Annotated in this window: 24 protein-coding genes; 16 read left to right on the forward strand and 8 right to left on the reverse strand. The window is 48.3% G+C overall.

Annotation, left to right across the window (positions count from 1 at the left end; translation table 11 throughout):
- The first annotated feature begins 21 nt into the window (after nt 1-21).
- From SG35_RS10555 to SG35_RS10580, 6 genes are all read left to right on the forward strand, one after another.
- On the forward strand, nt 22-804 hold the full coding sequence (locus SG35_RS10555) for a pentapeptide repeat-containing protein (protein ID WP_053043479.1): 783 nt from the start codon (nt 22-24) through the stop codon (nt 802-804).
- 234 nt (nt 805-1,038) lie between these two features.
- On the forward strand, nt 1,039-2,859 hold the full coding sequence (locus SG35_RS10560; protein WP_044836227.1) for an alpha-amylase C-terminal beta-sheet domain-containing protein: 1,821 nt from the start codon (nt 1,039-1,041) through the stop codon (nt 2,857-2,859).
- Between the two features lie 384 nt (nt 2,860-3,243).
- Nucleotides 3,244-3,996: a septum site-determining protein MinC gene (gene minC, locus SG35_RS10565; RefSeq protein ID WP_044836226.1), complete on the forward strand. Its 753-nt coding sequence runs from the start codon at nt 3,244-3,246 to the stop codon at nt 3,994-3,996.
- Between the two features lie 24 nt (nt 3,997-4,020).
- Nucleotides 4,021-4,830, forward strand: coding sequence for a septum site-determining protein MinD (gene minD, locus SG35_RS10570; protein WP_044836225.1), 810 nt, complete (start codon nt 4,021-4,023; stop codon nt 4,828-4,830).
- A 1-nt stretch (nt 4,831) separates the two neighbouring features.
- Nucleotides 4,832-5,110, forward strand: coding sequence for a cell division topological specificity factor MinE (gene minE, locus SG35_RS10575; protein ID WP_044836224.1), 279 nt, complete (start codon nt 4,832-4,834; stop codon nt 5,108-5,110).
- Between the two features lie 179 nt (nt 5,111-5,289).
- Complete coding sequence (locus SG35_RS10580; protein ID WP_044836223.1) at nt 5,290-5,727, forward strand: nucleoside deaminase; 438 nt, start codon at nt 5,290-5,292, stop codon at nt 5,725-5,727.
- A 47-nt stretch (nt 5,728-5,774) separates the two neighbouring features.
- Here SG35_RS10580 and SG35_RS10585 read toward each other — a convergent pair whose 3' ends face one another.
- The 3 genes from SG35_RS10585 to nosR are packed head-to-tail and all read right to left on the reverse strand — an operon-like array spanning nt 5,775 to nt 8,613.
- Nucleotides 5,775-6,749, reverse strand: coding sequence for a sensor histidine kinase (locus tag SG35_RS10585; protein ID WP_044836222.1), 975 nt, complete (start codon nt 6,747-6,749; stop codon nt 5,775-5,777).
- Nucleotides 6,750-6,752: 3 nt separating this feature from the next.
- On the reverse strand, nt 6,753-7,298 hold the full coding sequence (locus tag SG35_RS10590; protein WP_044836221.1) for a heme NO-binding domain-containing protein: 546 nt from the start codon (nt 7,296-7,298) through the stop codon (nt 6,753-6,755).
- A gap of 10 nt (nt 7,299-7,308) precedes the next feature.
- Complete coding sequence (gene nosR, locus SG35_RS10595) at nt 7,309-8,613, reverse strand: response regulator c-di-GMP phosphodiesterase, NosR family (protein ID WP_044836220.1); 1,305 nt, start codon at nt 8,611-8,613, stop codon at nt 7,309-7,311.
- Nucleotides 8,614-8,785: 172 nt separating this feature from the next.
- Between nosR and SG35_RS10600 the strand changes: the two genes are divergently transcribed.
- The 6 genes from SG35_RS10600 (at nt 8,786) to SG35_RS10625 (ending at nt 16,101) form a co-directional block, all read left to right on the forward strand.
- Nucleotides 8,786-9,358 (forward strand): response regulator, encoded by a 573-nt coding sequence (locus SG35_RS10600; protein ID WP_044836219.1) that lies wholly within the window; start codon nt 8,786-8,788, stop codon nt 9,356-9,358.
- A gap of 507 nt (nt 9,359-9,865) precedes the next feature.
- Entirely contained in the window at nt 9,866-11,701 is a 1,836-nt protein-coding gene (locus tag SG35_RS10605; RefSeq protein ID WP_044836218.1) for a protein kinase domain-containing protein, read from the forward strand.
- A 58-nt stretch (nt 11,702-11,759) separates the two neighbouring features.
- The gene (locus tag SG35_RS10610; protein ID WP_044836217.1) at nt 11,760-12,140 is read left to right on the forward strand and encodes a VOC family protein; all 381 of its coding nucleotides are present in this window, start codon (nt 11,760-11,762) and stop codon (nt 12,138-12,140) included.
- 149 nt (nt 12,141-12,289) lie between these two features.
- Nucleotides 12,290-14,392, forward strand: a complete 2,103-nt coding sequence (locus SG35_RS10615; protein ID WP_274055419.1) for a S9 family peptidase — start codon at nt 12,290-12,292, stop codon at nt 14,390-14,392.
- Between the two features lie 161 nt (nt 14,393-14,553).
- The gene (gene def, locus SG35_RS10620; RefSeq protein WP_236702718.1) at nt 14,554-15,096 is read left to right on the forward strand and encodes a peptide deformylase; all 543 of its coding nucleotides are present in this window, start codon (nt 14,554-14,556) and stop codon (nt 15,094-15,096) included.
- Nucleotides 15,097-15,204: 108 nt separating this feature from the next.
- Complete coding sequence (locus tag SG35_RS10625) at nt 15,205-16,101, forward strand: substrate-binding periplasmic protein (RefSeq protein WP_044835991.1); 897 nt, start codon at nt 15,205-15,207, stop codon at nt 16,099-16,101.
- 108 nt (nt 16,102-16,209) lie between these two features.
- Here SG35_RS10625 and SG35_RS10630 read toward each other — a convergent pair whose 3' ends face one another.
- A complete protein-coding gene (locus SG35_RS10630) occupies nt 16,210-17,748 on the reverse strand; it encodes an OmpP1/FadL family transporter (RefSeq protein WP_044835992.1) in 1,539 nt (512 codons plus the stop codon).
- A 330-nt stretch (nt 17,749-18,078) separates the two neighbouring features.
- Between SG35_RS10630 and SG35_RS10635 the strand changes: the two genes are divergently transcribed.
- Nucleotides 18,079-18,648, forward strand: coding sequence for a lipid-binding SYLF domain-containing protein (locus SG35_RS10635; RefSeq protein ID WP_044836007.1), 570 nt, complete (start codon nt 18,079-18,081; stop codon nt 18,646-18,648).
- A 53-nt stretch (nt 18,649-18,701) separates the two neighbouring features.
- Here SG35_RS10635 and SG35_RS10640 read toward each other — a convergent pair whose 3' ends face one another.
- Nucleotides 18,702-19,577 (reverse strand): universal stress protein, encoded by an 876-nt coding sequence (locus tag SG35_RS10640; RefSeq protein WP_044835994.1) that lies wholly within the window; start codon nt 19,575-19,577, stop codon nt 18,702-18,704.
- A gap of 250 nt (nt 19,578-19,827) precedes the next feature.
- On the opposite strand from SG35_RS10640, the gene SG35_RS10645 reads away from it, so the two are divergent.
- Nucleotides 19,828-20,562, forward strand: a complete 735-nt coding sequence (locus SG35_RS10645) for a hypothetical protein (protein ID WP_044835995.1) — start codon at nt 19,828-19,830, stop codon at nt 20,560-20,562.
- Nucleotides 20,563-20,724: 162 nt separating this feature from the next.
- A complete protein-coding gene (locus SG35_RS10650; RefSeq protein ID WP_201777849.1) occupies nt 20,725-21,384 on the forward strand; it encodes a glutathione S-transferase family protein in 660 nt (219 codons plus the stop codon).
- A 62-nt stretch (nt 21,385-21,446) separates the two neighbouring features.
- Here SG35_RS10650 and SG35_RS10655 read toward each other — a convergent pair whose 3' ends face one another.
- On the reverse strand, nt 21,447-22,028 hold the full coding sequence (locus SG35_RS10655) for a TetR/AcrR family transcriptional regulator (protein WP_044836008.1): 582 nt from the start codon (nt 22,026-22,028) through the stop codon (nt 21,447-21,449).
- A gap of 179 nt (nt 22,029-22,207) precedes the next feature.
- Here SG35_RS10655 and SG35_RS10660 point away from each other — a divergent pair, with 179 nt between their 5' ends.
- The gene (locus tag SG35_RS10660) at nt 22,208-23,251 is read left to right on the forward strand and encodes an alkene reductase (protein WP_044836009.1); all 1,044 of its coding nucleotides are present in this window, start codon (nt 22,208-22,210) and stop codon (nt 23,249-23,251) included.
- Between the two features lie 55 nt (nt 23,252-23,306).
- On the opposite strand, the gene SG35_RS10665 is transcribed toward SG35_RS10660, so the two are convergent.
- Together SG35_RS10665 and SG35_RS10670 are read right to left on the reverse strand one after the other, a co-directional pair.
- On the reverse strand, nt 23,307-24,098 hold the full coding sequence (locus SG35_RS10665; RefSeq protein WP_044835997.1) for a transporter substrate-binding domain-containing protein: 792 nt from the start codon (nt 24,096-24,098) through the stop codon (nt 23,307-23,309).
- Between the two features lie 146 nt (nt 24,099-24,244).
- Complete coding sequence (locus SG35_RS10670) at nt 24,245-24,778, reverse strand: cohesin domain-containing protein (protein ID WP_044835998.1); 534 nt, start codon at nt 24,776-24,778, stop codon at nt 24,245-24,247.
- Nucleotides 24,779-24,893: the final 115 nt, after the last annotated feature.

The raw sequence follows: 24,893 nt of genomic DNA on the forward strand, positions 1-24,893 counted from the left end.
CCAATAAAGGAGAGACTTGTCATGACAAGGGTGAAAGAAACCTCCTCTGCTGCCGGTTTGAGGGATAAAACCCTGTGGGACTGGCTGGAGCTGCTGATTATTCCTGGCGTACTTACCTTTGGTTTGCTCTGGTTTGATTTAGCCGAAAGCGAGCGCAGTCGCCAGGCGGCGGCGAAACAGGCGGAAATTGAGCTTGATGTCGCCAGGGAGCAGGCCCGGGAAAATGCCCTGCAAATGTACCTGGATAAAATGTCGAACCTGTTGCTGGAGCAGGGTTTAAAAACATCTGCCCGGCGGGATGAAGTACGCAGTCTTGCCCGCGCCCGTACCTTAACCGTACTCAGTCAGCTTGACGGCAGGCGCAAGGGGTATTTGCTGCGTTTTTTGTATGAGGCCGGGCTGATTTCTGCCGCGGATCCGGTGATCACTTTGGGGGGCGGTATTCTCGGGGAAGCCTCGGTTGATGACACTGTGCTGAGCCGGGCGGATCTCAGTGGTGCTGTGCTTAGCCGGGTTTTTTTATCCGGCGGTTATTTGACCCGGGTACACTTAATTGCTGCGGATCTGCACGGTTCACTCCTGAATAAAACCAATCTTGTTGGCGCTGATTTGCGTGATGCCGATCTTAGCAATGCCAGTTTAAAAGGGGCCAAGCTGGCCAGTGCCGATTTACGTGGAGCCAATCTTGAAGGGGCTGATTTAAGTAAGGCCAATCTGCGTGCTGCCAAGGTAACTGCCGAACAATTGTCACAGGCAAAATCCCTTGCCGGTGCTATCTTACCCGACGGCAGCCAGGCCGATTGATACTGGTGTGACCGGCTTTTTCTAACCTCTACAACCCGTTATTACTGATTTTTTTGTCTGAATAGAAATTTGGACAACCCACCAGTGGTGAATGAATAAACAATTTAACTGAATACGTATGCAGCTTGTGTTCATCTTTTTAACCTGTCTCTATATTAATTTAAGCCGCTTTCTGGCGGTAAAGAATCAATATAAAAATCAATTACATTTAATGACAACGGACGGCGATAAAACATGATAAGAAAAATGATTTTAGCCATAGCGGTAGGGATTGCCGCCAGCAGTGCAGTGACGCAGGCGGCGACCGAGCAGGACAAGGCCAGCAGCGCAATTTTATTACAGGGCTTTCACTGGCATTCCCATAAAACGAATTGGTATGACACCATCAAAAACCAGGCGGACAGTGTTGCCGGTTTGGGGGTGAGCCATGTCTGGTTCCCCCCTGTATCCGATGCGGCCTCGGATGAAGGTTACCTGCCGCGACAGCTTAATGTGCTCGACTCGAATTACGGCAGTGAACAGGCGTTAACGCAGGCGATTTTTGCCTTAAAAAATAAAGGTGTCAGCGCGGTAGCCGATGTGGTGATTAATCACAGGGTCGGCACGTTAGACTGGGCAGACTTTACCAACCCGGCCTGGGGCAGCTGGGCGGTGACCTGTGATGATGAATGGCCGGGCGCCACCGGAGATTGCGATACCGGCGGCGGTTATGCCGCCGCCCGGGATGTCAACCATGTCAATAATACCGTGCAGGCAGATATAGTGACCTGGCTTAATACCCGCTTAAAAGCCGTGGGGTTTGAAGGTATACGCTACGATTACTCCAAAGGTTACGATCCCTATTATGCCGGCATGTATTCCCGTGAGGTCGGTTCGAACTTTTGTGTCGGGGAAGTGTGGACAGATCTGCATTATGACAATGTCGATGCCCACCGCCAGCTGCTGATGGATTATATCAACGGCACCAGCGGTGAGTGTGGCGTGTTTGACTTCACCACCAAAGGTCTGCTTAACAAAGCCCTTGAAAATAACGAATACTGGCGCCTGGCCAACAACGGCAGTCCGGCCGGTGGGATCGGCTGGTGGGGACAGAAAATGGTGACCTTTGTTGATAACCATGATACCGGCCCGAGTGAAAGTTGCGGCAGCGGCCAGCAGCACTGGCCGGTGCCCTGCGATAAGGTGATGCAGGGTTATGCCTATATCCTGACCCATCCGGGTATCCCGACGATTTACTGGGCCCATGCCTTTGACTGGAATTTGTATGATGACATTAAGGTGCTGGCGGATATCCGCAAGCAGCAGGGGCTGAGCTCAACATCATCTGTTTCCATCCAGGCGGCTCAAACGGGGTTATATGCCGCGATCATCGACGATAAGGTGGCGGTTAAAATAGGCGGCAGCAACTGGAGCCCAGGCGGCTCGGGGTGGCAACTGGCTGCCAGCGGCTCGGATTACGCGGTGTGGACCTTAGGTGAGGGCAATGATGAAAAAGAGCGTACCGTGGTTTTTGTCTTTGGTGAAACGGCGTCGGGGCAGGATATGTTTATCCGCGGCGGTATCGACCATGACTATGCTGCAAATAACCTGGGGTTAAGCTGCACTGAGGCCAACAAGCTCTGTGCGCTGCCGATCAGCCATAATAATTTACGTAATGTCACCACGGCGTCCTGGAAAAACAATGATAACTATCTTGACTGGTACGGCATCGAAAACGGGCAGGGGGCAGGCGCCGAAGGAACGGCTGCCGACTGGACCACCAATGCCTGGTCAAGCAGCTGGGGCACGAAAATGACGGTGGCAGTCAATGGTTTCGGTGAAGAGCCGCTAAACAACTACGGCGATCATTACTGGATGCTGGATGCGCAAATGGATTGCAGTAAAACCGTCAACGGCTGGTTCGAGCTGAAAACCTATATCAGCAATGGGCCCGGTTGGGAAGCGGATGTTAGTCAGGCAGGCACCCCTTATGCCAGCGGTAATCACTTCGCCCAGTGCGGTAAAATCAGTGTTTTTCGCCGTGGTGAATCGAGCGCTGAGTTTCATGATTTTTAGTTGACTGGCTGATCGGGCTGGGTCATTTTGCCATTATTTTTCCGGGTACACTTTAACCCGTAAGCAAAGGGCTGAGCATATCAGCCCTTTTAATACAAGGATGCATGTATCCAGCGGAGGCAGGAAGCCAGAGAGCTGGGTTAATACCGGGATGTATTCCTGTTTATCCCCTCCAGGCGTAAGCCAAGCACTCACTTTTGCTAAGCAATCCCGGGCAGGTAAAAGCCGAAAGAATAGGATTTATCGCAATCTTTGCTGAATTTATCGTCATTTACGGTGAAATATCACCAAGGGCCATTGCCTCTGTACCGCACAAGCTATAAGATAAATTTTTTTTAGATGTATATAGACATCCCAATTTACTTATCTAGGAAGTTGTCCTCTATGGCTGATGCCACTGTTGAATTTAAAGGTACAAGTTTTACCCTTTCTGTTTTACATCTGAAAACCATTGAACTTAGCGATATCTGCAGGGATCTGGAAGCCAAAATTGCTCAGGCGCCGGATTTTTTTCACCTGGTGCCTTTGGCGGTGAATATCGATCAGGTTAACAGTGATAGCGAGATTGATTATCAGGCCATTAAAAACCTGGTGGAATTATTAAACTTTAATTTCGTCGGTTTTACCGGAGTGGTTGCTGCCGAGCAAAAACAACATATTCGCGAGCTTGGTTTGTCTTTTATCAATGCCGTGAAAACGGCGCCGAGAAAAGCGGCCCCGGCCAAGGTTGAAAAAACGGCAGGTGCCGATAATGCAGCCGCCAGTGATAAAACAGAAGAGACGCCCGCCCAGGTTCCCCATACCAGCGTGTTCAGCGACAAGGTACATCGGGGGCAGGTGCGCTCGGGGCAGCAGTTATACGCAAAAGATCAGAACCTGGTGATCATCGGCTCGGTGTCTGCCGGGGCGGAAGTGATCGCCGACGGTAATATTCATATTTATGGCGCCCTGCGCGGCCGGGCCATCGCCGGTGCCAAAGGGCATCACCAGGCGCAAATTTATTGCCAGAACCTGGAAGCCGAACTGGTGTCCATTAACGGCAACTATTGGCTGAGCGAATCAATGGAGCAGGACTGGGGTTATCCCGCCTATATATATTTGACCGACACCGAACTGGCGTCGTCAAAACTCGTTTAATTTTTGATAGAGGAAGTGCATTTTATGGCACGAGTAATTGTAGTAACTTCAGGAAAAGGCGGGGTTGGTAAAACAACTTCCAGTGCCGCTATCGGCGTGGGTCTGGCGTTAAAAGGCCATAAAGTGGTCTTGATTGACTTTGATATCGGCCTGCGTAATCTGGACTTAATTATGGGCTGTGAACGCCGCGTGGTTTATGACTTTGTCAATGTTATCAATGGTGAGGCGACGCTTAACCAGGCTTTGATCAAAGACAAGCGTGTCGATACCTTATCTATCCTGCCAGCTTCGCAAACCCGGGATAAAGATGCCCTGAATAAAGAAAATGTCGGCAAGGTGCTTGAAGAGTTGGGCGAAACCTTTGACTACATTATTTGTGATTCACCTGCGGGTATCGAAGCCGGTGCCATGATGGCGCTTTATTATGCCGACGAAGCCATAGTCACTACCAACCCGGAAGTCTCTTCCGTGCGCGACTCGGATCGCATTTTAGGCATGCTCTCCAGCCGCTCCCGCCGCGCTGAGCTGGGACTGGAGCCGATTAAAGAGCATTTGCTGTTAACCCGGTATTCCCCCAAGCGGGTCACCGAAGGAGAAATGCTCAGTGTTGAAGATGTCGAAGAAATTCTTGCCATCCCTCTGCTCGGGGTTATTCCTGAGTCTCAGGCGGTGCTTAAGGCGTCCAATGCCGGTGAGCCGGTAATATTCGATACTGAAAGTGATGCCGGTCAGGCCTATCAGGATGCCGTTGACCGTATCCTGGGGGAAACGGTTGATTTCAGGTTCTTGAACGAACAGAAAAAAGGCATCTTCAGCCGCTTATTCGGGGGTTAATATGGCATTACTGGATTACTTTTTACGCTCTAAAGAAAAGCAGACCACCACGGCTTCCAAGGCGAAAGAGCGGCTGCAGATCATTGTTGCCCACGAGCGCAACCAAAGAAACAAACAGCCGGACTATTTGCCTCAGTTAACGGAAGACCTGCTGGCGGTGCTGCGTAAATATATCCCGGTATCGGAGAACAGTTTATCGGTGAATGTCGATAAAAAAGACGGGGATTTAAACGTACTGGAGCTCAACATTGAACTCCAGGATGAAAACAGCGGCAAATAAGACAGCCTTTAGTGTCAACTAAGCTGATTTTCAAAGCTGGTATTAAGGCATTGTCTCGTAGGGACAATGCCTTTTTGTTGGGCAATTATCGTAAATTTTACCGGGCGGTTACAGCATTTCTTGCATCTGCCTTTCTTTGACTAAAATAATAAAGACGCACTGTTGAGGAGGAGACAAGGATGGATAAATTTTTAAAAGCGGCCATTGAAGAGGCTGAGCACGGCTGGCAGGAAGGCGGTATTCCTATCGGTTCGGTATTGGTACATGACGGCCAGATCATCGGCCGCGGCCATAACCGCAGGATTCAAAAGGGCAGCACCATTTTACACGGGGAAATGGACGCGCTGGAAAATGCCGGGCGTTTAAGTGCCTCCGTTTATAAAAACTCTACCCTCTATACCACGCTTTCTCCCTGTGCCATGTGCTCGGGCACTATTTTGCTTTACGGCATTCCCCATGTGGTGATCGCTGAAAACGTTAACTTTACCGGGGAAGAGGAATTGCTGGCATCGCGCGGGGTCAAACTCGACATTGTCCAGGATGAGTACTGCATCAAGATGATGGATACTTTTATCAAAGAAAATCCGAAGTTATGGAATGAAGATATCGGTGAATAACCTGCTTTGTTGGTGGCGAACTTTCAGGCCTTAGCTCCCGGCGGGGCTCAGGCGGTGTCCGGGGCGTTTGATTCTGGCGGCGCTACCGGTAAGCAAATGGTAAAGGTGGTGCCTTTGCCTTCGTCGCTGCTAACGGTGATTTTCCCCTGATGTTTTTCAATGATGGCAAAAGCAATGGACAGCCCGAGACCGGTGCCTTTACCGACGGGCTTGGTGGTAAAAAATGGATCAAAGATTTTTTTACAGGTTGCTTTTGACATGCCTTTGCCGTTATCGCAAATATCTATGGCAATAAAATCCTGGTGCTGAACTTGGGTTAAATAGGTTTTGATCAACAAGCAGCCGCCGCCTTCACAGGCATGGGCGGCGTTTAAGAACATATTGATCAAGACCTGGTGCATTTCACTGCTGTGGCAGGCGATTTTCGGCAGGGAGGCAAAATCCCGTTTGACCTCCAGGTGATATTTCAGCTCGTTCCAGACGACTTTCATCGACTCTTCAATGAGTTGATGTATGTCCTGCTGTTCTTTTTCCAGTTCGCCGCTATGACTGACCCGCCTGAGGTTGGTGACGATTTGACTGACCCGGTGCAGGCCTCCTGTCGTCTCTGCCAGCAACGACTGAATATCACTGAGGATAAAGTCAATGTCTTGTTCTTGCCTGAGTTGTTGATAAGACTGGCTTAACGGGTGGCCATCCAGGGAGGGCAGCTTGGACAAGACCAGGGCATCCAGACTGAGCAGGGACTGAATATAGTCTTTTAAGGTGGTCAGGTTGCTCAGAGAAAACCCTATCGGATTATTGATTTCATGGGCGACACCGGCCGCCAGCTGGCCAAGAGAAACCAGTTTTTCTGCCTGGATAAGTTGTCCTTGTGTGTTTTCCAGGGTTTTCAGGGTTTGCTCTAAAGTGGCACAGTTTTCATATAAACGGCGTGTTTTTTCGTCCAGCAGTTTTTCGGCCAGTATCCTGGCTTGTCGTTCGCGCTCATAGGCCACTTTATAGGGGTTTGTCTGGCTCACCGTTTAATCCTTAAAATGAATAACTAATTTACAGCGCGACGCCCCCTGATGCATACATTCGGGGTGGGTGATTGCTATGGTTTCATTAAATTGCTTTGCTGCCCCTAAAATCAAGCCGACGCTGGCGTGGCAGAGTTTTCGCTTGGAGCTGTAATACATGATCAGGGTTTGCGGATTTTCTTGCCGGTATTCAAATTTGGGCAAGTAGGCATTAGGATGGAGCCGTTTGACTTCGCCGTGGATGACCTTGTCTATTGCCAGTAGGAAATCTTTTAAATTATCCAGTTTGGAAACGTCAACCGGGCTGGTATCATAGAGTTTTTTAAATAGGTACTCGCCAAAACCTTGCACCGCTTGCTCAAGCGGTATGTTTTTTTCCTTCGCCAGTAATATCAGGATATTCACCAGCTCACTGTCTTCATATTGCTCGCCGCTGGTGTAAACCCCCCCCGATGCGGGCCGGGTTTGCGCTAATAATTCATTCCATTTTATGATGCCCATTTGCTCGACGACCATGTCGGCAAGTGCGGTGTAGATTGAACCTTGCATAAGCTCTCTCCTATGCTGTAAAAAGGGTTATTTTGGTTAGAAAGTTATGTTCGTATTCACGCAACTTTTCTATCATGGACGCGTTAATTTCCTGGCCGGTGGTCAGCATGATGTTGCCGTTTTCCAGTACCAGATCTTCCGATAAAATATCGCCGGGTTTTAACTCGTCCAGGCCAATGCTGTATTGCATCTCAGACTCTTCATTTTGCTGCCTTTGCGATAACAGGGTGAAAAAATGCTCCAGGATTTTTTTGTCGTAGTCGCTGCCGGCTAGCTCACTCATCCGGATTTTTGCGTTGGTCACAGAGAGTTTGTTGCAGTTGTGCTTGCCGGCGATCAGGAAATCAAAATCTTTGACGATGCGGATAATGCGCGCGCCGACAGGGATCTCTTCGCCGGATAAGTGCTCCGGACGGCCGGTGCCGTTGATGTTTTCGTTTTGATGGCGGATATTTTCGGTTAGCGGCGCCAGGCGTTTTATTTTCTCGACTATTGCTGCGCCGATCACAGGATGTGTCATAAAAGCATCGTTAAAGTGGGCGCCGGTAAGCTTAGTGCTTGCCAGGGCTTCATCGCTTAGGCCGATAATACCGATTTCATGCAGCAGGGCACATAAATATATTCGGCGGCACTGGGCTTCATCCAGGCCCATCCGGGCGGCGACAGCACGGCTTTGCAGCGCAATGCGTTTGTTGTGGCTGCCGGAAAAACCGGTACGGTACTCTATGGTCGCCGTCATCATGTCTATTACGTCATGCAGCAAGTCTTTTTGTGTGGTTAGACTTTGCTGTAATTTTTGCTTGCTCTCCTGTAGCGCCCGGGTGCGCTGAGCCACTTTAACTTCCAGTGACTGGTTTAAGTGTTGTAAGCTGTCGTTGGCCCGGGCGAGACTTTGGCTTAATGCCTGCTTTTCTTTTTTTAATAAATAATGCTCGGCGGCCTTGGCCAGGGTCAGTTTCAGCTTTTCATTTTCCCAGGGTTTGTTGATATAGCTATAGACGCCGCCGTCGTTAATGGCGGCTATGGTCAAGTCCATATCGCTATACCCGGTGATCAACAAGCGTATGGCATCCGGTTGTATCTGACGGGACAAACATAAAAACTCGGCGCCGTTGATGTTTTGCATCCTCATATCCGACATGATGATGTCAACGGCATTGTCTTCCAGGTAGCTGAGCGCTTCATGGGCATGGGTAAAGCAAATGAGCTGATAGTCTTTGCGCAATAAGCGTTGCAGTGAATTGAGAATATCCTGCTCATCGTCGAGTAATAACAAGGACAGCATTGGCTGTGAGGAAGAAACATCATTGCTCATAACACCACCTGTTCATTATCATGTTAAATATCAATCGGATAGCGCTATTGCCAGCCGCTGTTTTTGCTTTGAAAATGTTTGTACTGTGAAAATATTGCTTATGTGACATATGTGACATATGTTTAAAGTATAGATTAAAAGACATGTAATCACAGAAAACAGGTAAAAAAAAATGAATGAGTCATTTTCCACCGGGCAGATTGCAAAATATTGTGGGGTGCATTTACGAACTGTGATCCGTTGGATTGAGCAAGGTTATTTAAAGGGCTATAAATTACCGGGAAGGGGCAATAACCGGGTATTAAAAGCAGAATTTCTGGCTTTTTTAACGCGCAACCAGATGCCGGTGCCAGCAGAATTGATTTCCCGGGAAAAGCGGGTGTTGGTGGTTGAAGACGATGAAGAGATGGCCAATGCCATTACCCGGGTGATGCGCCGCGATGGCTGGCATGTTCTCCATGCCAGGGATGGATTTCAGGCTGGGCTGGCGCTTGGAGATGCTTCGATTAACTTAATTACGCTGGATTTGATGATGCCGGGGATGGATGGCTTCTCGGTATTGGAGGTGCTGGCGAGTAAACCCGAGCTTAGCAAAATTCCGGTTTTGGTGCTTTCCGGCTGTGGCGATGAACAACTGCAAAAAGCCAAAACCATGGGGGCTGATGCGATATTAGCCAAGCCTTTTGATAATCAAAGGTTGCTGGCAGTAGCCAACCGCTTAGCGGATGTTGCAGGTAACGATTAATCTTTTTCTGTTTTCACGTTAAGCGCCTGCCTTTTTGGCACCCGTGCTATTCCAGGCCGCCTTTAATGGCGTGGCCTGACCTTATCCCGTTCTTTACCAGGTTTTTTCCAGATGATGAGGCCGGCAGAGAAAAATATTTTCCCCACATAAAAAAACGCTCTGCCATTGGCAGAGCGGGTATCGATATGTCCATTTCGATAAGTAGCGTCCAAATGGCAGTGACTTAAGGGTGCACTAAAAATATTAAAAAAGGACCTATTTAATATTTTTACCTTAAGTCACTGCAATCCAGGGATAGAAACAATGAAGTAAAATTTCAAAGCAGGGGCAGGATAAGCTAACAGTGTGAAGAAAATATGACATGCTGAAATATTTTTCTCAGATCCGCTTTTACCCCTTGTTGTCGTCCTGATAAATGTGTAATTTGCTTTGTTATCTGCAGGATAAAATATCTCTATAGCGCACTTGTTCAGGTTTGAACTGGTGTTCCCCGGGTACAGGAAAAGCATGACAGCGAAAAAACTCCAACATTTTTACATTGCCGAAGAGCAGTCTATTTATCTGTTAAGCCACAAGGATGCGGAAAAATTAAAACAATGGGTTGAGCTGTGTCAGCAGCAACTCAAACAGCTGGGTTATGCGAATATTTCTTTGCTGGGTAAGGGGGCCTATGGTTTTGTCTTTAACGGCGAAAACAGTGAAGGCAAGCCGTTTGTGTTTAAATTTTCCCGGGTAACCTTACCCCAGCATGTCCAGGATCGCCTGGCAGATGAAGCCGATATCCAGGGGGAGTTAGATCATCCGAGAATCCCCCGGGTGATCGACTTTCATAAAATCAAACGGCAATCGATTCTGCAGATGACCCGGGCGCCGGGACTGGATCTGGAGCGCTTGTCCCATAAGCTGGGGCCGCTCAGTCCCGAGCTGGTGGTCAATATTGCCATTCAGCTGGCAGAGATTTTACTGTATCTGCGCACCAGCAAAAGTCATGACGGCGGCAGACCTTATGTGCACGGGGATATCAAACCTTCAAACGTGGTCTATGACGAAAGCGACGGCAAGGTCTACCTGGTGGACTGGGGCTCGTCGGTCACCGCCCAGATGGATATTTTCGGGCAAAGCACCGCCAATAATGTTATGGATCTGATGAGCAGCGATCTGCAAAACTCCAATGCCCGTCTGGGCGATGTCTATTTTATCGGGCCGGAGCAGCTTGAAGGGGGCTTGTCTTCGCCGCGTTTTGACGAGCAGGGGCTGGCCGCGACCTTATATGCGCTGGCCTCAGGTCAGTCGTGCCGTTATGGCAGCAAGGTGATTCCCGCCAGCTCCCTCGGTTTGCCCAAGGCACTGGCCAAGGTGATTGACGGCATGCTCAGCGATTGCGCCAAAATGCGCTGTCAGGCGGGGGATTATTTTTTTTCACACCTTCATTATTTTAAACAGCTGGTGCTGGCGGATGAGGCGACGGTTTACAGCGAAGAGCCGCTGGTGCCGGTTTGGGTCAAGCATACCGACGAAGACATAGATACTGTGGTTTATGGCTCGCGTAAGTCGTTTTTACGGGCGTCATCGGAAGAAGAAGGGTTAAGCGATGTTGATGATGTCCAGCTGGAAAAATACTATAAAAACTTCCTGATGGGCATGGGGGATACTGAAAAAGCCTTTATTGCCGCGGTAAGCCGCTTAGGTAACTTCCCCGTGGTCGGGGGGCTGGCGATCCGCTGGGAAAAAGACGGCGTTTATATCGACTCCAACCTGACCCTGTTCGATCAGGCCCTTAAAGCCTCTTTTCAAAGCGCGGTGAATAACATGGTGCACTTAGCCCAGGGGATTTTCCATATCGGTATGTTTAAAAGTTGCCTGTTTAATGCCCGTTATACCTTGCATGTCGAGCGCGAGCATGAAACCGATATGTTTATTGCCTCCGAGCAGCAAAAAATTCCCTTCGATGTCAGCCCGGTACCGGAAATGGATGATGTCACCCGTTTGCATTCCTATTTTGAAGACGGTAAAGACCCCGATGAATATCTGCACCTGCCGGATGATATTATGGCGGTGCTGGCGCGGTTGAACCTGATTCACCACACCGGCTGTATTATTTTTGAGGTGCTGCCTACCCATCTTAAAATCCATAGCTACCTGATGCTGCTGAATCACGATAAGGTCGAGGAATTTACCCAATGTCTGGCGGAATTACTGCAGTTATTACCCACCATCACCGGCATAGGGATCTCGGGCTTTATGAAACTGCCCTATAAAGATACCCGCTTTTTTGAACACATTAATGTCTTACCGGATAAGTTTTATCCGAAAAATCCTAAATTGGCAGTGGCTAAAAGTTAACCGCCGTTATATGGTAAACAGACCCTAAGGTTGAACCATTTATTAACGGGAACAAGACATGAACGATAAACAAACCGGTGAACTGGCCTGGATAGACTTAACCGTGGGCAATGCCATTGAAGTAAAAGACTTTTATCAGCAGGTGATAGGGTGGCAGGCAGAAGCGGTAGACATGGGAGAATATAACGATTATTCCATGAACCATGCCGAAACCAATGAGCCGGTGACAGGCATCTGCCATGCCCGCGGGGTAAATGCGGATTTACCGGCCAGCTGGTTACCTTATTTCCTGGTGGCAGACATAGAGCTGGCGGCAAAGCAGGTAGTGGCGCAGGGGGGCGAGTTGCTGACGGAAATCAAGTCTATGGGCGGGGAAGATCGCTATGTGGTGATCAAAGATCCGGCCGGGGCTGCCTGTGCCCTTTACTATAAAAAATAGCATAAAAATAGCGGATAAAATAGCACAGTAAAGCGTGCCAGCAATGCATAAAAACAGGATATAACAATGCGTTACAATTTTTCCATTGTTGTCTTGCACTAACTTGTGTTTAATTTATGCACTTTCATCGGCAGGAAAAAATAATAACAATGGCAAGCAATAATAAAACAACACTGGTCACTTCGCTCAAAGGTCTGGCCCTGGCGGTGATGACCTTAACTGCGACCTCCGCCATGGCGGAGCACCAGGGGGCAGCTGACAAGGCGCAGATGCTCGATTATAAGGATATTTTTGAACTTGAATATGCCGCCTCGCCAAGGCTCAGCCCGGATGGTCAAACCCTGATCTATGAGCGCAGATCAATGGATATCATGTCCGACGGTACCCGCACTAATTTGTGGCAGGTAGACATTAACGGCAATAACCACAAGCCGCTACTCTCGGGTAAGGCAAGTTACCGTATGGCGAGGTTTTCTCCCGACGGTAAACGCCTGGCCTATATTTCTTCGGTAGAAGGTAAAAGCCAGTTATATGTGCGTTGGCTTGACAGCGGACAAACGGCGCGCATCACCAACTTATTGCAATCCCCGGGCGATATTTCCTGGTCGCCGGACGGCCAGTGGCTGGCATTTTCCATGTTTAAAAAAGGCAAGGGCACGACGTTATTTAAAGACATGCCGGAAAAGCCTAAAGGAGCCAAATGGGCGGGCAAGGCCAAGTATATCGACAGCACCATCTATCGTAATGACGGTGCAGGTTATGGCAAGCCCGGCTACAGCCATTTATATGTAGTGCCGGCAAACGGCGGCACCCCCAGGGAAATTACCGGGGGCAATTATCACCATAACGGTACTATCAGCTGGTCGGCAGACAGCGAGCAGCTGATTTTCTCTGCCAACCGTCACGACGACTGGGAATACCGTCCGCTGGAGTCGGATATTTACCAGGTGTCGGTAAAAGACGGCAGCATCAAGGCGCTCACCAGCCGCTCGGGTCCGGATAGCCAACCGGTGATCAGTCCCAAAGGCGATAAAATCGCGTATTTGAGCTTTGAAGACACGAAAATGTCCAGTCAGAATTTAGACCTGTACGTAATGGACAAAGACGGCAGCAATGCGGTTAACCTGACGGAAACACTCGACCGTAATATCCAGGATCTTCAGTGGTCAACGGACGGTAAAGGTATTTATTTCTCTTATGACGACCATGGCCTGCGCCGGGTCAGTTATGTCAATATGTCCGGTAAGCGGCGCGAGCTGGATATTGAACTCGGCGGTTTATTCCTTGGCCGCCCTTATACCTCGGGTAACTTCCGCGCCGGGAAAAACGGCGCTTTAGTCTATACCAAAGGGGATGCCAGCCGGCCGTCTGATCTGGTGTTTAGAAAACGCCAGGGCCATGAAACGGTATTAACCCGCTTAAATGAAGATTTGTTGGGGCATAAATCCCTGGCCGAGGTGAAAGCCTTGACGGTAAAATCTTCTGTTGACGGCCGTGATATCGAGTCTTGGATCGCTTTGCCGCCGGGCTTTGATGCCAAGAAAAAATACCCGCTGATACTGGAAATCCACGGCGGTCCCCATGCCGCCTATGGCCCTAACTTTGCCGCCGAGTTGCAACTGATGGCCGCCAAAGGTTATGTCGTGGTATGGGCCAACCCCAGGGGCAGTACATCCTATGGTAAGGACTTTGCCAATTTGATCCATCACGACTATCCCTCCAAGGATTATAACGATTTAATGGATGTGGTTGACGGCGTGATTGGCCAGGGCTATATCGATGAACAGGAGCTGTTTGTTACCGGCGGCTCCGGCGGTGGGGTCCTGACTTCCTGGATTGTCGGTAAAACCGATCGCTTCCGCGCCGCCGTGGTGGTAAAACCTGTGATCAACTGGCTCAGCTTTAGCCTGACCGCAGATTATTACCCCTATTTCAGCCAGTACTGGATGCCGGGCAAACCCTGGGAGCAGGTGGAGCATTTATGGAAGCATTCGCCGTTATCCCTGGTGGGCAATGTCAAAACCCCGACCATGCTGATGACGGGAGAGCAGGACTACCGCACCCCCATGAGTGAAACCGAGCAATACTATCAGGCATTAAAATTACAAAAAGTCGATACCGCCATGGTGCGTATTCCCAAAGCCAGCCATGGCATTTATGCCCGGCCCAGTAATTTTATCCAGAAAGTCGGTCATATTCTTGCCTGGTTTGAAAAGTACCGTGATGCCGATAGCAAGCCAGGTCAGGAATAAGGGTAAACAAGTGACAGGTTAGCAAGCCAATTGCAGCCTGCTAAAATGTCTGAGAAAATGCCGGTAAGCTGTGCTTGCCGGCATTTTTTATAGGCCGGAATTAGGGTGAACTTTACCGGGAAGAGGTCCGGTAAGCATTAAAAGCAAAAGAAGGAAAAGTCATGTCAACCGATAACCAAGCCATGAACATAGCCCTGCTGGGAGAAGATGTATTACGCCAAACGGCACAAGCCGTAGAGGATTTTTCAGATGCGGGATTGGCCGCTTTTATCGCAAAATTAAAGCAAGCCATGCTGGCGGCCGGTGGTATCGGCATTGCCGCCCCCCAGGTGTTTGACCCAAGAGCGGTTATGATCATTGCCTCAAAAGCGAATGAGCGCTATCCGGATGCGCCGGATATGTTGCCTGTGGTGATGATCAATCCGACAATTATCTCCTGTTCGCCCGAAATGGAAAAAGGTTGGGAAGGTTGTCTCAGCGTGCCGAAATTAAGGGGGCTGGTGCCCAGACACAGGCAAGTGACTTTTAGTTATCAGGATGAACAAGGGACAGAGCATTGCCTTACCTGGCAGGGATTTTTAGCACGCATTTTTCAACACGAATATGATCATCTCACGGGAAAAGTCTGGCTCGACCGGGTAGAGTCAATGGCAGATGTGATTGCCGAAGAGGTGTATTTTTCCCGGTTACAGGCAAACAGGTGATCACTTATCTTATCTTTGCAGGGGGCCCTTTATGGCCTTGAGTGAAGCAGCCAGGTGTTGACCTGCTAAAATGGTAGTAAAGCTACTCCCATGTTTTAGCTGTTTTACATGACTTTTTCCCGAGGCATTATGACCCGCAATAATCAGCGTATATTTGCCATTTTGATATTGTTGATTTTATTGTTTGTCATCTCCTGCCAGGTTTATTCTGCAACTTCGCAGCCGGCACCGCAGGCCCCGGAGCATCCTGAACTTCTGGTATTGTCCCACCCGTTTCCCCCCTGGCAGTTTTATAACGAACAAACCGGACAGGTGGACGGCATTAATGTCGATATTGTTAAATATATTTTTGCCAAGATGAAAATACCGGTCAAATTTGTCGAACAGCCCTGGTCCAGTGCCTGGAATACCATTAAAAAAGGGCAGGCGGAAGCCATTATGTCGGCTTCACGCAAAACCCCGAGAAAACCCTTTTTGTGGTATCCCCGGGAAGATCTTTGGGTCAGCGAATATGTGTTTTTTGTTAAAAAATCTAAAAAGCGGCCGCTGCTGGGTAGCTACGCCGAGATGAAAAAGCTTGAGGCAAAAATTGGTATCGTCAACGGCTATTCCTACCATAAAAGTTTCTGGTCCGCTTTTCCCTATCAAAACGGGGCTGCCAGTTATATACCCGATAACCGGGATTATCATCAACAGCTATATGGTGTCCGGACACCTGAATTGCTGTTTAAAATGATCGAATTTGAGCGCATGGATGTGGTACTCAATGACAAATCCATAGGCCTGTACCTGATCAATACCCTCGGCTTGCAGGACAGCATAAGCTACTATGATAATGTTTTGTTTTTTAAAGGTTATCCTATGCCGTTTGCCAAGATGTCGAATTACCCGGGGTTAAAGGGGATTGCCGAACGTTTCGAGCAGCTACTGCTTGAGAGCAAACGCGATGGCAGTTATCAAAAGCTGGTGGATAACTGGCTACTGCGCAATGGCTTGATGTTATAACCGCCTTGTTTTTAGCGTTGGCGAATTAGGTGAAAGGCAAAAAATACCCGGCTTTAAGCCGGGTATTGTTGTTAAACATTAGCTATCAGGTCCGGGCTAAGAAAGTGTTTATAAAAAGTAATTAAACTGCATAGAAAGCACATAGGCCTTGATGGCATAATCTGCCTGATATTCGGACTGATAAATACGATTGTCCCGGGCATTGTATTCGTGATCCAACACCGAAGAGTCATCCATAAACATCATACCGGCGGCAAAGTCGGCACTCCATTTTTTCTGGGACTGATAATGCAAACCTAAGGTGAGCCAGCTCCTGTCATCGGACGGAATACGGGCGCTGCGGTACTTGCTGTCAACCGGTGAAAAATCGCGTGCGAAACCGGTTTTTAAGGTGAGCTTGTCGGAATATCGGTAGGTCGCTCCCAGGGCATAAGCCCAGGTATTATGCCAGTATTCGGGAATATAGCCGATATAATCTTCACTGTTTAAGTTTTCCGGCATCTGGGTGCTGGTACTGATGGTTTTCTCGCTTGCCTGTTTGACATCCGACATTATGGTGATATCGGTGAACTGGCTCCACTCGGTCCAGGTAGCACTGAACTGGAAAGATAAGGCTTTAGTAAATTGATGGTCCAGGCTGATGACAACGCTTTGCGGGGTATGCAATTTCAGCCTGGACGCTTCTTTTTTCGGCGCATTGATCGCCTGTTTTCCTGTGGTTAAATCTATCGCCGGTAACTTTTGTCCGTTGACTACGCCGGCAATGGTCGGCACTGTCCAATATTGCTCCGGGTTCTGGCTGTAGGGCACAAATTCACCACTGAGGGGAGTGTTATAAATGGTTGAGTCCCCTTTAAGGGTATAGTCGACCTCAGAATGGTAGCTCAGGGCAAGTTTAAGTTGATCTGTGATGGCGTAATGCAAACCTAAGGTATAACCCGGCTGAATATCGTCGCCTTTTACCTGGTAAACACTGTCACAATAAGCGTCCTGGGCAACATCGGTAAAGGCGCCGCCGCTGAGCTGGGCATAGGTATTATTGATATTTGCGCCCAGCTCGCATAAGCCGCCGTGATCTTTGTATTTGCTTAAAGTCCCTTTGGCGTAATTGAGGGCTAAGGCGCCGCCGACGGATAATTTGTCCGTCAACTGATAGCTGAGTGCTCCTTGCAGTGCGACGACGTCTAATGCAGTTTTTTGGGCAAAATAACGGCCGACAAAGTCATGGTCATAATCGCTTTTGGTGCCAAAAGGCACCGCCAGGGAGAGGCCCACTCCCAGCTTTTCACTTAATGGCTGGTAATAATGAAAGTGGGGGATAGCACTGATGCCGCCGATATCATCACTTTGCGGGCCGCTTACCGGCATACCGGCTGCGCTGCTGGCCCGGGCATTACGGTATTTGCCGTCAACATCTATCAGGTTGATGCCGAAAGAATATTGCGCCTGCTTGAGATGGATCAGCGCCGCCGGATTGGTAAAACCGACACTGGCATCACTAATCTGTGCACCGCGCCCGGCATAGGCATTGCCCATGGCGCTGGTGGACTGTTCATATAATTTATACCCCGCGGCGTTTACCCCGGCGGTGAAGGTGCTGGAAACGGCCAGTGCCGTTAAGGCAACTTTTATCTTGTGATTGGTCATTTTATCGTTATTTTTAGAGTAAATACTTAAAGTGGCGGCAATATAGCTAAACTGGTCGGATATGTAAAAAGAAGATAGCGACAGGGCAAGTGAACGCTGTTATTTTGTCCTTAAAGCTTTTAAATAATGAGCAAGCGCTTAAAATAAAATCAGCAGGTCAATTTTGGCATGCCGGTAAGGTTTTCGTGCCGGTGATAGTCGTTAATCTGGATGAGAGCAAAAATATATGCCTGCTTTTCCCTGCGATATCTGTTCAAATGCCTTTCAAGTTTTAAGTTCTGGTCTAGACTTTTTCTTAACAAGAAAAAGGAAGCGATTATGTCCTCAATTATGCCCTCAATACGAATACTTACTGCCATGATTTTAACTTTACCCTTAGTCCTGACCGGCTGTGCCTCTATGGGCGAGGGGACTAAGGCGGAAAAACAGCAGCAAATCCTCAAAATGAAAGACAGCGTACTCACGCAGCTGTTTGCGAAAAAGCCCGATACCCGGGCGCAAATTAATGCCGCCCCCGGATATGCGGTGTTTAGCAACGCCAGCATTAATTTATTATTGGTGTCGGCCGGTACGGGTTATGGTGTGGTTAAAAACCGTAGTACCGGCCACTATACCTATATGAATATGGCCGAAGGCGGTGTCGGTTTAGGTTTGGGGGCGAAAGATTACCGCCTGGTGTTGGTTTTTCATAATAGCCGGGCGATAAATGAGTTCATCGACAGTGGCTGGAGTTTTGGCGGCCATGCCGATGCCGCCGCCAAGGCCGCTGATAAAGGGGCATCGGTGGAAGGCGAAGCCCATTATGGTGATGTGACGGTATATTCTTTTACCGAAAGCGGCTTAGCCTTGCAAGCGACGGTGAAGGGCATTAAGTTCTGGCAGGATAAAGCCCTAAATTGATCTTTGAACTTACTTGCCAACTAAACCGCCGATAAAAGAAAACAGGGGCCGGTTTATAAACCAAGCACCAAAACGTCTTTTTTACTGATATGCAATACCTGTTCACAGGTGTTGCCGATCACCTTGCCGCTCATCGCACTTTTCCCCATGCTGCCGATAATGATCACACCGGCATTGATTTTCTGCGCAATACCTGTGATCACCTTATCGGAGGAGCCAATTTTAATGTGCTGGTGCTGCTGGGCAATCTGGTATGGCTCAAGCAAAACGGAGGCGGTTTCTTTCGCCAGTGCCGTGGATTTTTGCGCATATTCTTCAGGGTCGATAAAGCCGGTATCGGATAATACCTTAGGCGGGGAAATTGCGAAGCAGCAATGAAGTTCTATGGCCATTTTATCGGCATAGTCACGGGCAAATTCCAGCAGCTTTTTATTCAGTTGCTGTTTCTCGGTACTGCTGGCGAGAAAGTCCAGGGCCAGTAAAATAGCGTCTGCGCTTTTGCGTTCTTTTTCCACCACGATATAGGAAGGTATTTGGCTTTTTCGCAGCAACAGCCAGTCAGAGGGGGTGTAAAAGAGGGTTTCGCTGCGGTGGCCTCTTTTGACATAAAAATCATATTCGTGTGTCTGGCAATGTTCTAAAATGGAGTCAACGAAATATTTGCTCCAAATGATTTCATGGCTGATTAATACCGTGTTGATGTAGGGTTTGGCATAGTCTTGCCACCAGAGCTCTTTTTGTTCAATAATTTTTTCTTTGATATGGATATTTTCCATCATGCCGAAAACATTATTGATCCAGCTCAACTCCTGATAACAACAAATTAAGACATGCACTCTTGCCTTGAGTTTTTCAGCCATTAAAACCGCTCTTTCTAAGGCATATTGGTCCTCTTGATCCTGCTCCAGAATAACAAGAATTTTTTTCATTACCGGCTCTTTTCAGATGGTTACATGTGCTAATAATTATAGTCACCGAGTTCAATATTCGCTTGCCCGAGTGTGACTTTGCCTTGGCCGATAACTTGAGCGACATCAAAGTTTCATCTTTTTTTCATTTAATGTCATAGAATTATAATGATTTAACCTTATATTAACATCATTCATACAAAAGGGTTTGTATGAAGTGGTATTGCTTTAATGATGTAAAGCGAATTTAATAAATTTTTAAGGATATAAAATGAGAAGTTATTTATCAGCATTGAGTTTGGCGCTTATGGTTTCAACCACCAGTTATGCACAAGGCCTTTCCTATGAAACCCGTGCTGTAGATGCCAGTGAAATTTTAGATGCTGCAAGAGATATACAAGTGCAAACCGGTCCTGCCTATTTGGTTAATGGCGCGCTCAGCTGCAGTGAATTTGCCAAAGAGTTTCCTCCTTACGGCGCCGATACCTATTGCCAGCTGACCGTAAACAATGAAACAAGAGCCATAGAAAAGCCGGAAAAATTACTGTCGGCGCTAAAGCAGATCAAACCTATGACCGGGCCGGCCTATTCTTTTGATGCCAATTTCAGCGCTTCTTCAATCAGTCAGGAAGTACCGCCTTATCAAGTGATCGATAAGGCAGAAATTATCGTGGCGGCCTATATTCCCACGAAAGAAATTCTGGCAGCATCGCGCAAAATACAGGCACAAACCGGTCCGGCTTACCTGGTGCGGGGACGTTTAAATTGTACCCAGATAGTCCGGGAGGTTCCGCCATATGAAAGCGAGCAAAACTGTCAGGTGACGCTGGAAAATTATTCTGCACAGGTGCAGGATCCGTCAGAGATCTTAACAGCCCTGCAGCAGATTAAAGCGCCGAGCGGACCTTATTATTCGTTTGAAGCGGACTTTACCGCAAGTTCCATTACGGCGATGTTTCCTCCGTACCAGGCCCTTGAGACCGTCAAGTTAGCACTGTTTAAATAACGGGTAGCGCTCTTGTTTGCTGTTTAATATCCGGCAATAAGCTGCCCTTCCCGGGCGGCTTATGCCGGGTATTTTCGTTATATTTTGTTTCTGCTTGATTAATGGCTGATTTGTTATGGGAATTTATTTACAGTAAGAAAAAATTTTACGGAAAGCAGGGATATGATGAAATTAGTGATCGGCAATAAAAATTACTCTTCCTGGTCATTACGGCCCTGGCTGTTACTGCAACATTTCCAGCAGCCATTCGAAGAACAGCAGATCCATTTAGGCGCAGCGGATATACGCGCACAAATGGCGCCTTTTTGTCCCAATTATAAAGTGCCGGTTTTGCTTGATGGTTCTTTAACCGTTTGGGATTCGCTGGCAATTTGTGAGTATATTAATGAGCAATATTTAGACTCTGCCGCCTGGCCAGAAGACATCGGGCAACGTGCCCGGGCGCGGGCGGTTTGCGCCGAAATGCATGCGGGGTTTAGCCACCTTCGTTCAAGCCTGCCGATGAACTGCCGGCGTATACCGGCTGCAGTTGAGTGTTGTGATGGGGTACAGACAGATATAAAGCGTATCATTGAAATATGGCAGCAATGTTTGTCGCTTAATGCTGATAGCCGCCGGGAGCAAGCTCACTTTTTGTTCGGTCAATTTTCTATTGCCGATGCCATGTTTATGCCTGTGGTTTCGCGCTTTTACAGTTATCAGGTTTCGGTGCCGGCAGATGTCAGGCAATATATGGATCATATGCTGAACTTACCGGCATATCAGCTCTGGTTGAAAGCTGCGGTCAATGAAAGTGAAACCATCGCCGCCGCAGAAGTTTAACCCGGTTACTTCCCTGAGAAATAGCCGGAAGATAGCCCAAGAAAACGGCCCCGGCTGCTCTTTTAAGCGCAAACGTCTTGAAACAGCTGATCGGCCAGTTGTTGTAATATTGCCGGTTCGGGCGCGGTTTGGGCAAAAGTGCGCAGGCCATAAATGCCCATCACAAAAAAGCGTCCAAGGTGCGCGCTATCCCTTTGATTGTTAAGCTCGCCGTTTGTTTGTGCCAGGCTGAATTTATCCGTGATCGCCTGTTGCCAGCCGTTGAGGTTGGCGGTGATCATGGCCTGTATTTCTTCGTCCTGGCTGGCGATTTCGCTCAGGGCCTTGGTCAACAAGCATGCCTGGGGCACGCCGGTGAGCAAGCATTCGCCGACTATACTGTCCAGGTAGTTTTTTAGCTGAGATAAAATCGGACCTTTGCCGGAAAAAAAGCTTTGCAGCTCTGTTGTTCTGTCTTGCTGATATTGATCTAATGCCGCCAGCAATAAACCCCGTTTATTATCAAAGGCGCAATAAATTGATCCCGGATGCAAGCCCGTGGCTTTGGTCAAATCCTGCATGCTGGTTTTAGCGTAACCTTTATTCATAAAGGCATGCATGGCGGCTCTTAGTACATGTTCGCGATCAAACTCGGCATTTCTCATGGGTAATTTTTGTCCATTGTTTCCGGCATCATTCCCGGCTATCCACATTAGGAATAGGGGGACGATTTATAACATTCCCGGCTATTGTACTTAAATTTGAACAGGCATTCAAAAATAATACTTGAATACTCATTCAAGAAAGCGTATCTTGAACGCATATTCAAGAAAGAGAGATGGCGATGACAGACAATTTATTTCACCCTTATGCCCTTAATAACACCATTGAGCTCAATAACCGTATCCTGATGGCGCCATTGACCCGTTGTATGGCGGATGATGATTTAGTGCCGACGCAAGCCATGGCAGATTATTACGGCCGCCGCAGTGAGGCCGGGCTGATTATTTCCGAAGCGGTTATTATCCGCCCTGATGGTCAGGGGTATCCCAATACCCCGGGATTATTTAGCCCCGAGCAAATCAACGGCTGGTTAAAAGTGACCGATGCGGTACATGAAAATGGCGGTAAAATTTTCGCCCAGTTATGGCATACCGGCCGGGTAGCACATCCTCACTTTTTTGGCGGTGGTGAGGTCTTGGCGCCTTCTGCCGTTGGTGTTGAAGGCACAGTGCCGAGAATGCGTGAACTGGTTTACCAGACCCCGAAAGCCGCAAGTCATCAAGACATCGCCCGGTTGGTAAAAGATTATGCCCAGGCGGCGGCCAATGCCATCGACGCCGGTTTTGACGGCGTGGAAATTCACGGGGCAAACGGTTATTTAATTGATCAGTTTTTACACCATGACAGTAACCGCCGCAGCGATGAATATGGCGGCACTCCTGAAAACATGATCCGGTTTGCCCTGGAAGTTGTCGATGCCATCACCGGCCGTATCGGCAGCGACAGAACTGCACTGCGTATCAGCCCGGGGGCTTATTTTAATATGGCCGGCGACAGCCGGGATCGCAACGTGTTTGATCTTCTGCTGGCTGAACTTGAGCAAAGGGATCTGGCCTTTTTACATATTGGCATTTTTGATGACAGCATGGAATTTGATTACCTTGGCGGACGGGCGTCGAGTTATGTGCGCGGTAATTACCGCAATACTTTAGTCGGCGTGGGCAGCTATAGTGCAGACAGTGCCAGTGCTGCCATCGGTGAAGATAAGTTTGACTTAATTGCCATCGGCCGGCCTTTTATTGCCAACCCGGATTATGTTGCTAAGGTACGGGCCGGTGAAGAGTTGACGCCTTATTCCGAAGATATGCTGGCCAGTTTGGTTTAGGAGCCAGTTATCAATTTGCTGCCGGGTCCTGAAACAGGGCAGGGTTTTAGTTGTTTTATTGGCTTTGTTTCAGGACTGCTTCGATGTTGTTATAACGCCATTTTTCGGCGATTTTCCGGAAGCGGCCATTGTTTTTAATGCTGTTAATGGCCGTGGACAGGGTGGCGATAATGTCGGGAGCGGTTTTATTACTGCAGGCGAGATAAAATTTTATCGGTGCATGATTAATGCGTAAATAATCCTGAAATATTTTTGGATCAATTTGATTATATTTGGCCCGGTAGTTCAGGGTTATTTTATCGGTCAGGATTAAGTCGATATGGCTTCGGGTGATTAACAGCTTAAGGAAAGAGTCGGGATTATCCACGATAAACAGGTTTTTGTTGACGATAAAGCCGTGTTTGAGCAGATATTGCTGGGTAAAGTCATCCTTTAGTACTGCGGTATGATATTTTTTTGCATCCTCGATACTGTTTAAGGAAATGGCTTTATTCGCAGCTAAACCGACAAAGCTACTGTTGGTGATGGAGATCGGCGTTGTCCATTGAAACAGCTTTTCCCTTTCTTTCGTCCGGGCCATGGAATAAATACAGGCATTTTCTTTTTTACTGGCAATATTGTAGGAACGGCTCCAGGGATATAAGGCCAGTTCATAGTTATAGGGTGTCAGGGCAAGTGCGGCACGTATGATATCTGTGGTAAATCCTGTGAGTTCATTGCCAACTTTCATTTGAAAGGGGGGCATGTGCTCGGTCACTATCAATAATTTGCTTGCATCTGTTTTTGCCGCGATAGCTGCTGGCAGCAACAGGCCAAGGGTTAAAAAAATAAAAAATTTTATTTTCATGCTGCTTTAACCGCCGGGAAGCCGTAGTGTTAACTTAAAGGAATTCTGTTATCTCGTCCAGTGGCAGCTGAGTTGTTCAATCAGGCCGCCCTTTATCCAAGATGCAGGGGCGGCCGTGACCGGGGATTGTTAAATCGGTTTATCGACTAGCCCCTTTGAGGGCGGCGCAATAACAGCAACCCGGTTAAGGCGAGTAACAGCAAGGCGCTGCCGCCTGGCTCCGGTACGGGGGCTGTTACTTGTGCAGAGGCGGCGGCGCTAAAATCGATGTCCGTTAACGGTGATGAAGTTCCCGGGGCATAGAAGTTTCCATCCGGCTCGAAAGAGAAACTTGAGCTGCCCGGGTTTAAGGCTGTTAAGGTAAAGGCCGCCAGCAGAAAGTCACCGCTGTTTGCTGAAAAATCAAGAAAGCTGATGGCCAGCCCGCTAGCGGTTTGTGAGCTGACAAAACCAAACGGATCCAGATCAGTCACCAGGGAAGTCAAATCCAGCGAAAATATCGAGCTGTCGAATGAAAAATCAAGATCAAAATAGTCGAACTCAGCAAAGTCGCGGGCGTTTAAACGTATTTCCAGGCTTTCCCCCTGAAGCAGCCGATCTGTACTCAGCTCAATATCGATTAAACCTGCATGGGCATTAAACCCCGTTAAAAACGTGAGCAAAATAAAAAGTTTTTTCATGATGGTTTCCTGTTATTCATTATTATTGTTTGTGCGTATTATGATTTAACGGTAAACGGCTCAAAGGCAGCACCTGGCCACTACACAAGCCGCTGCCAGGTGGTTTGCCGTTTAT

The organism is Thalassomonas actiniarum (assembly GCF_000948975.2).
GTDB lineage: Bacteria > Pseudomonadota > Gammaproteobacteria > Enterobacterales > Alteromonadaceae > Thalassomonas > Thalassomonas actiniarum.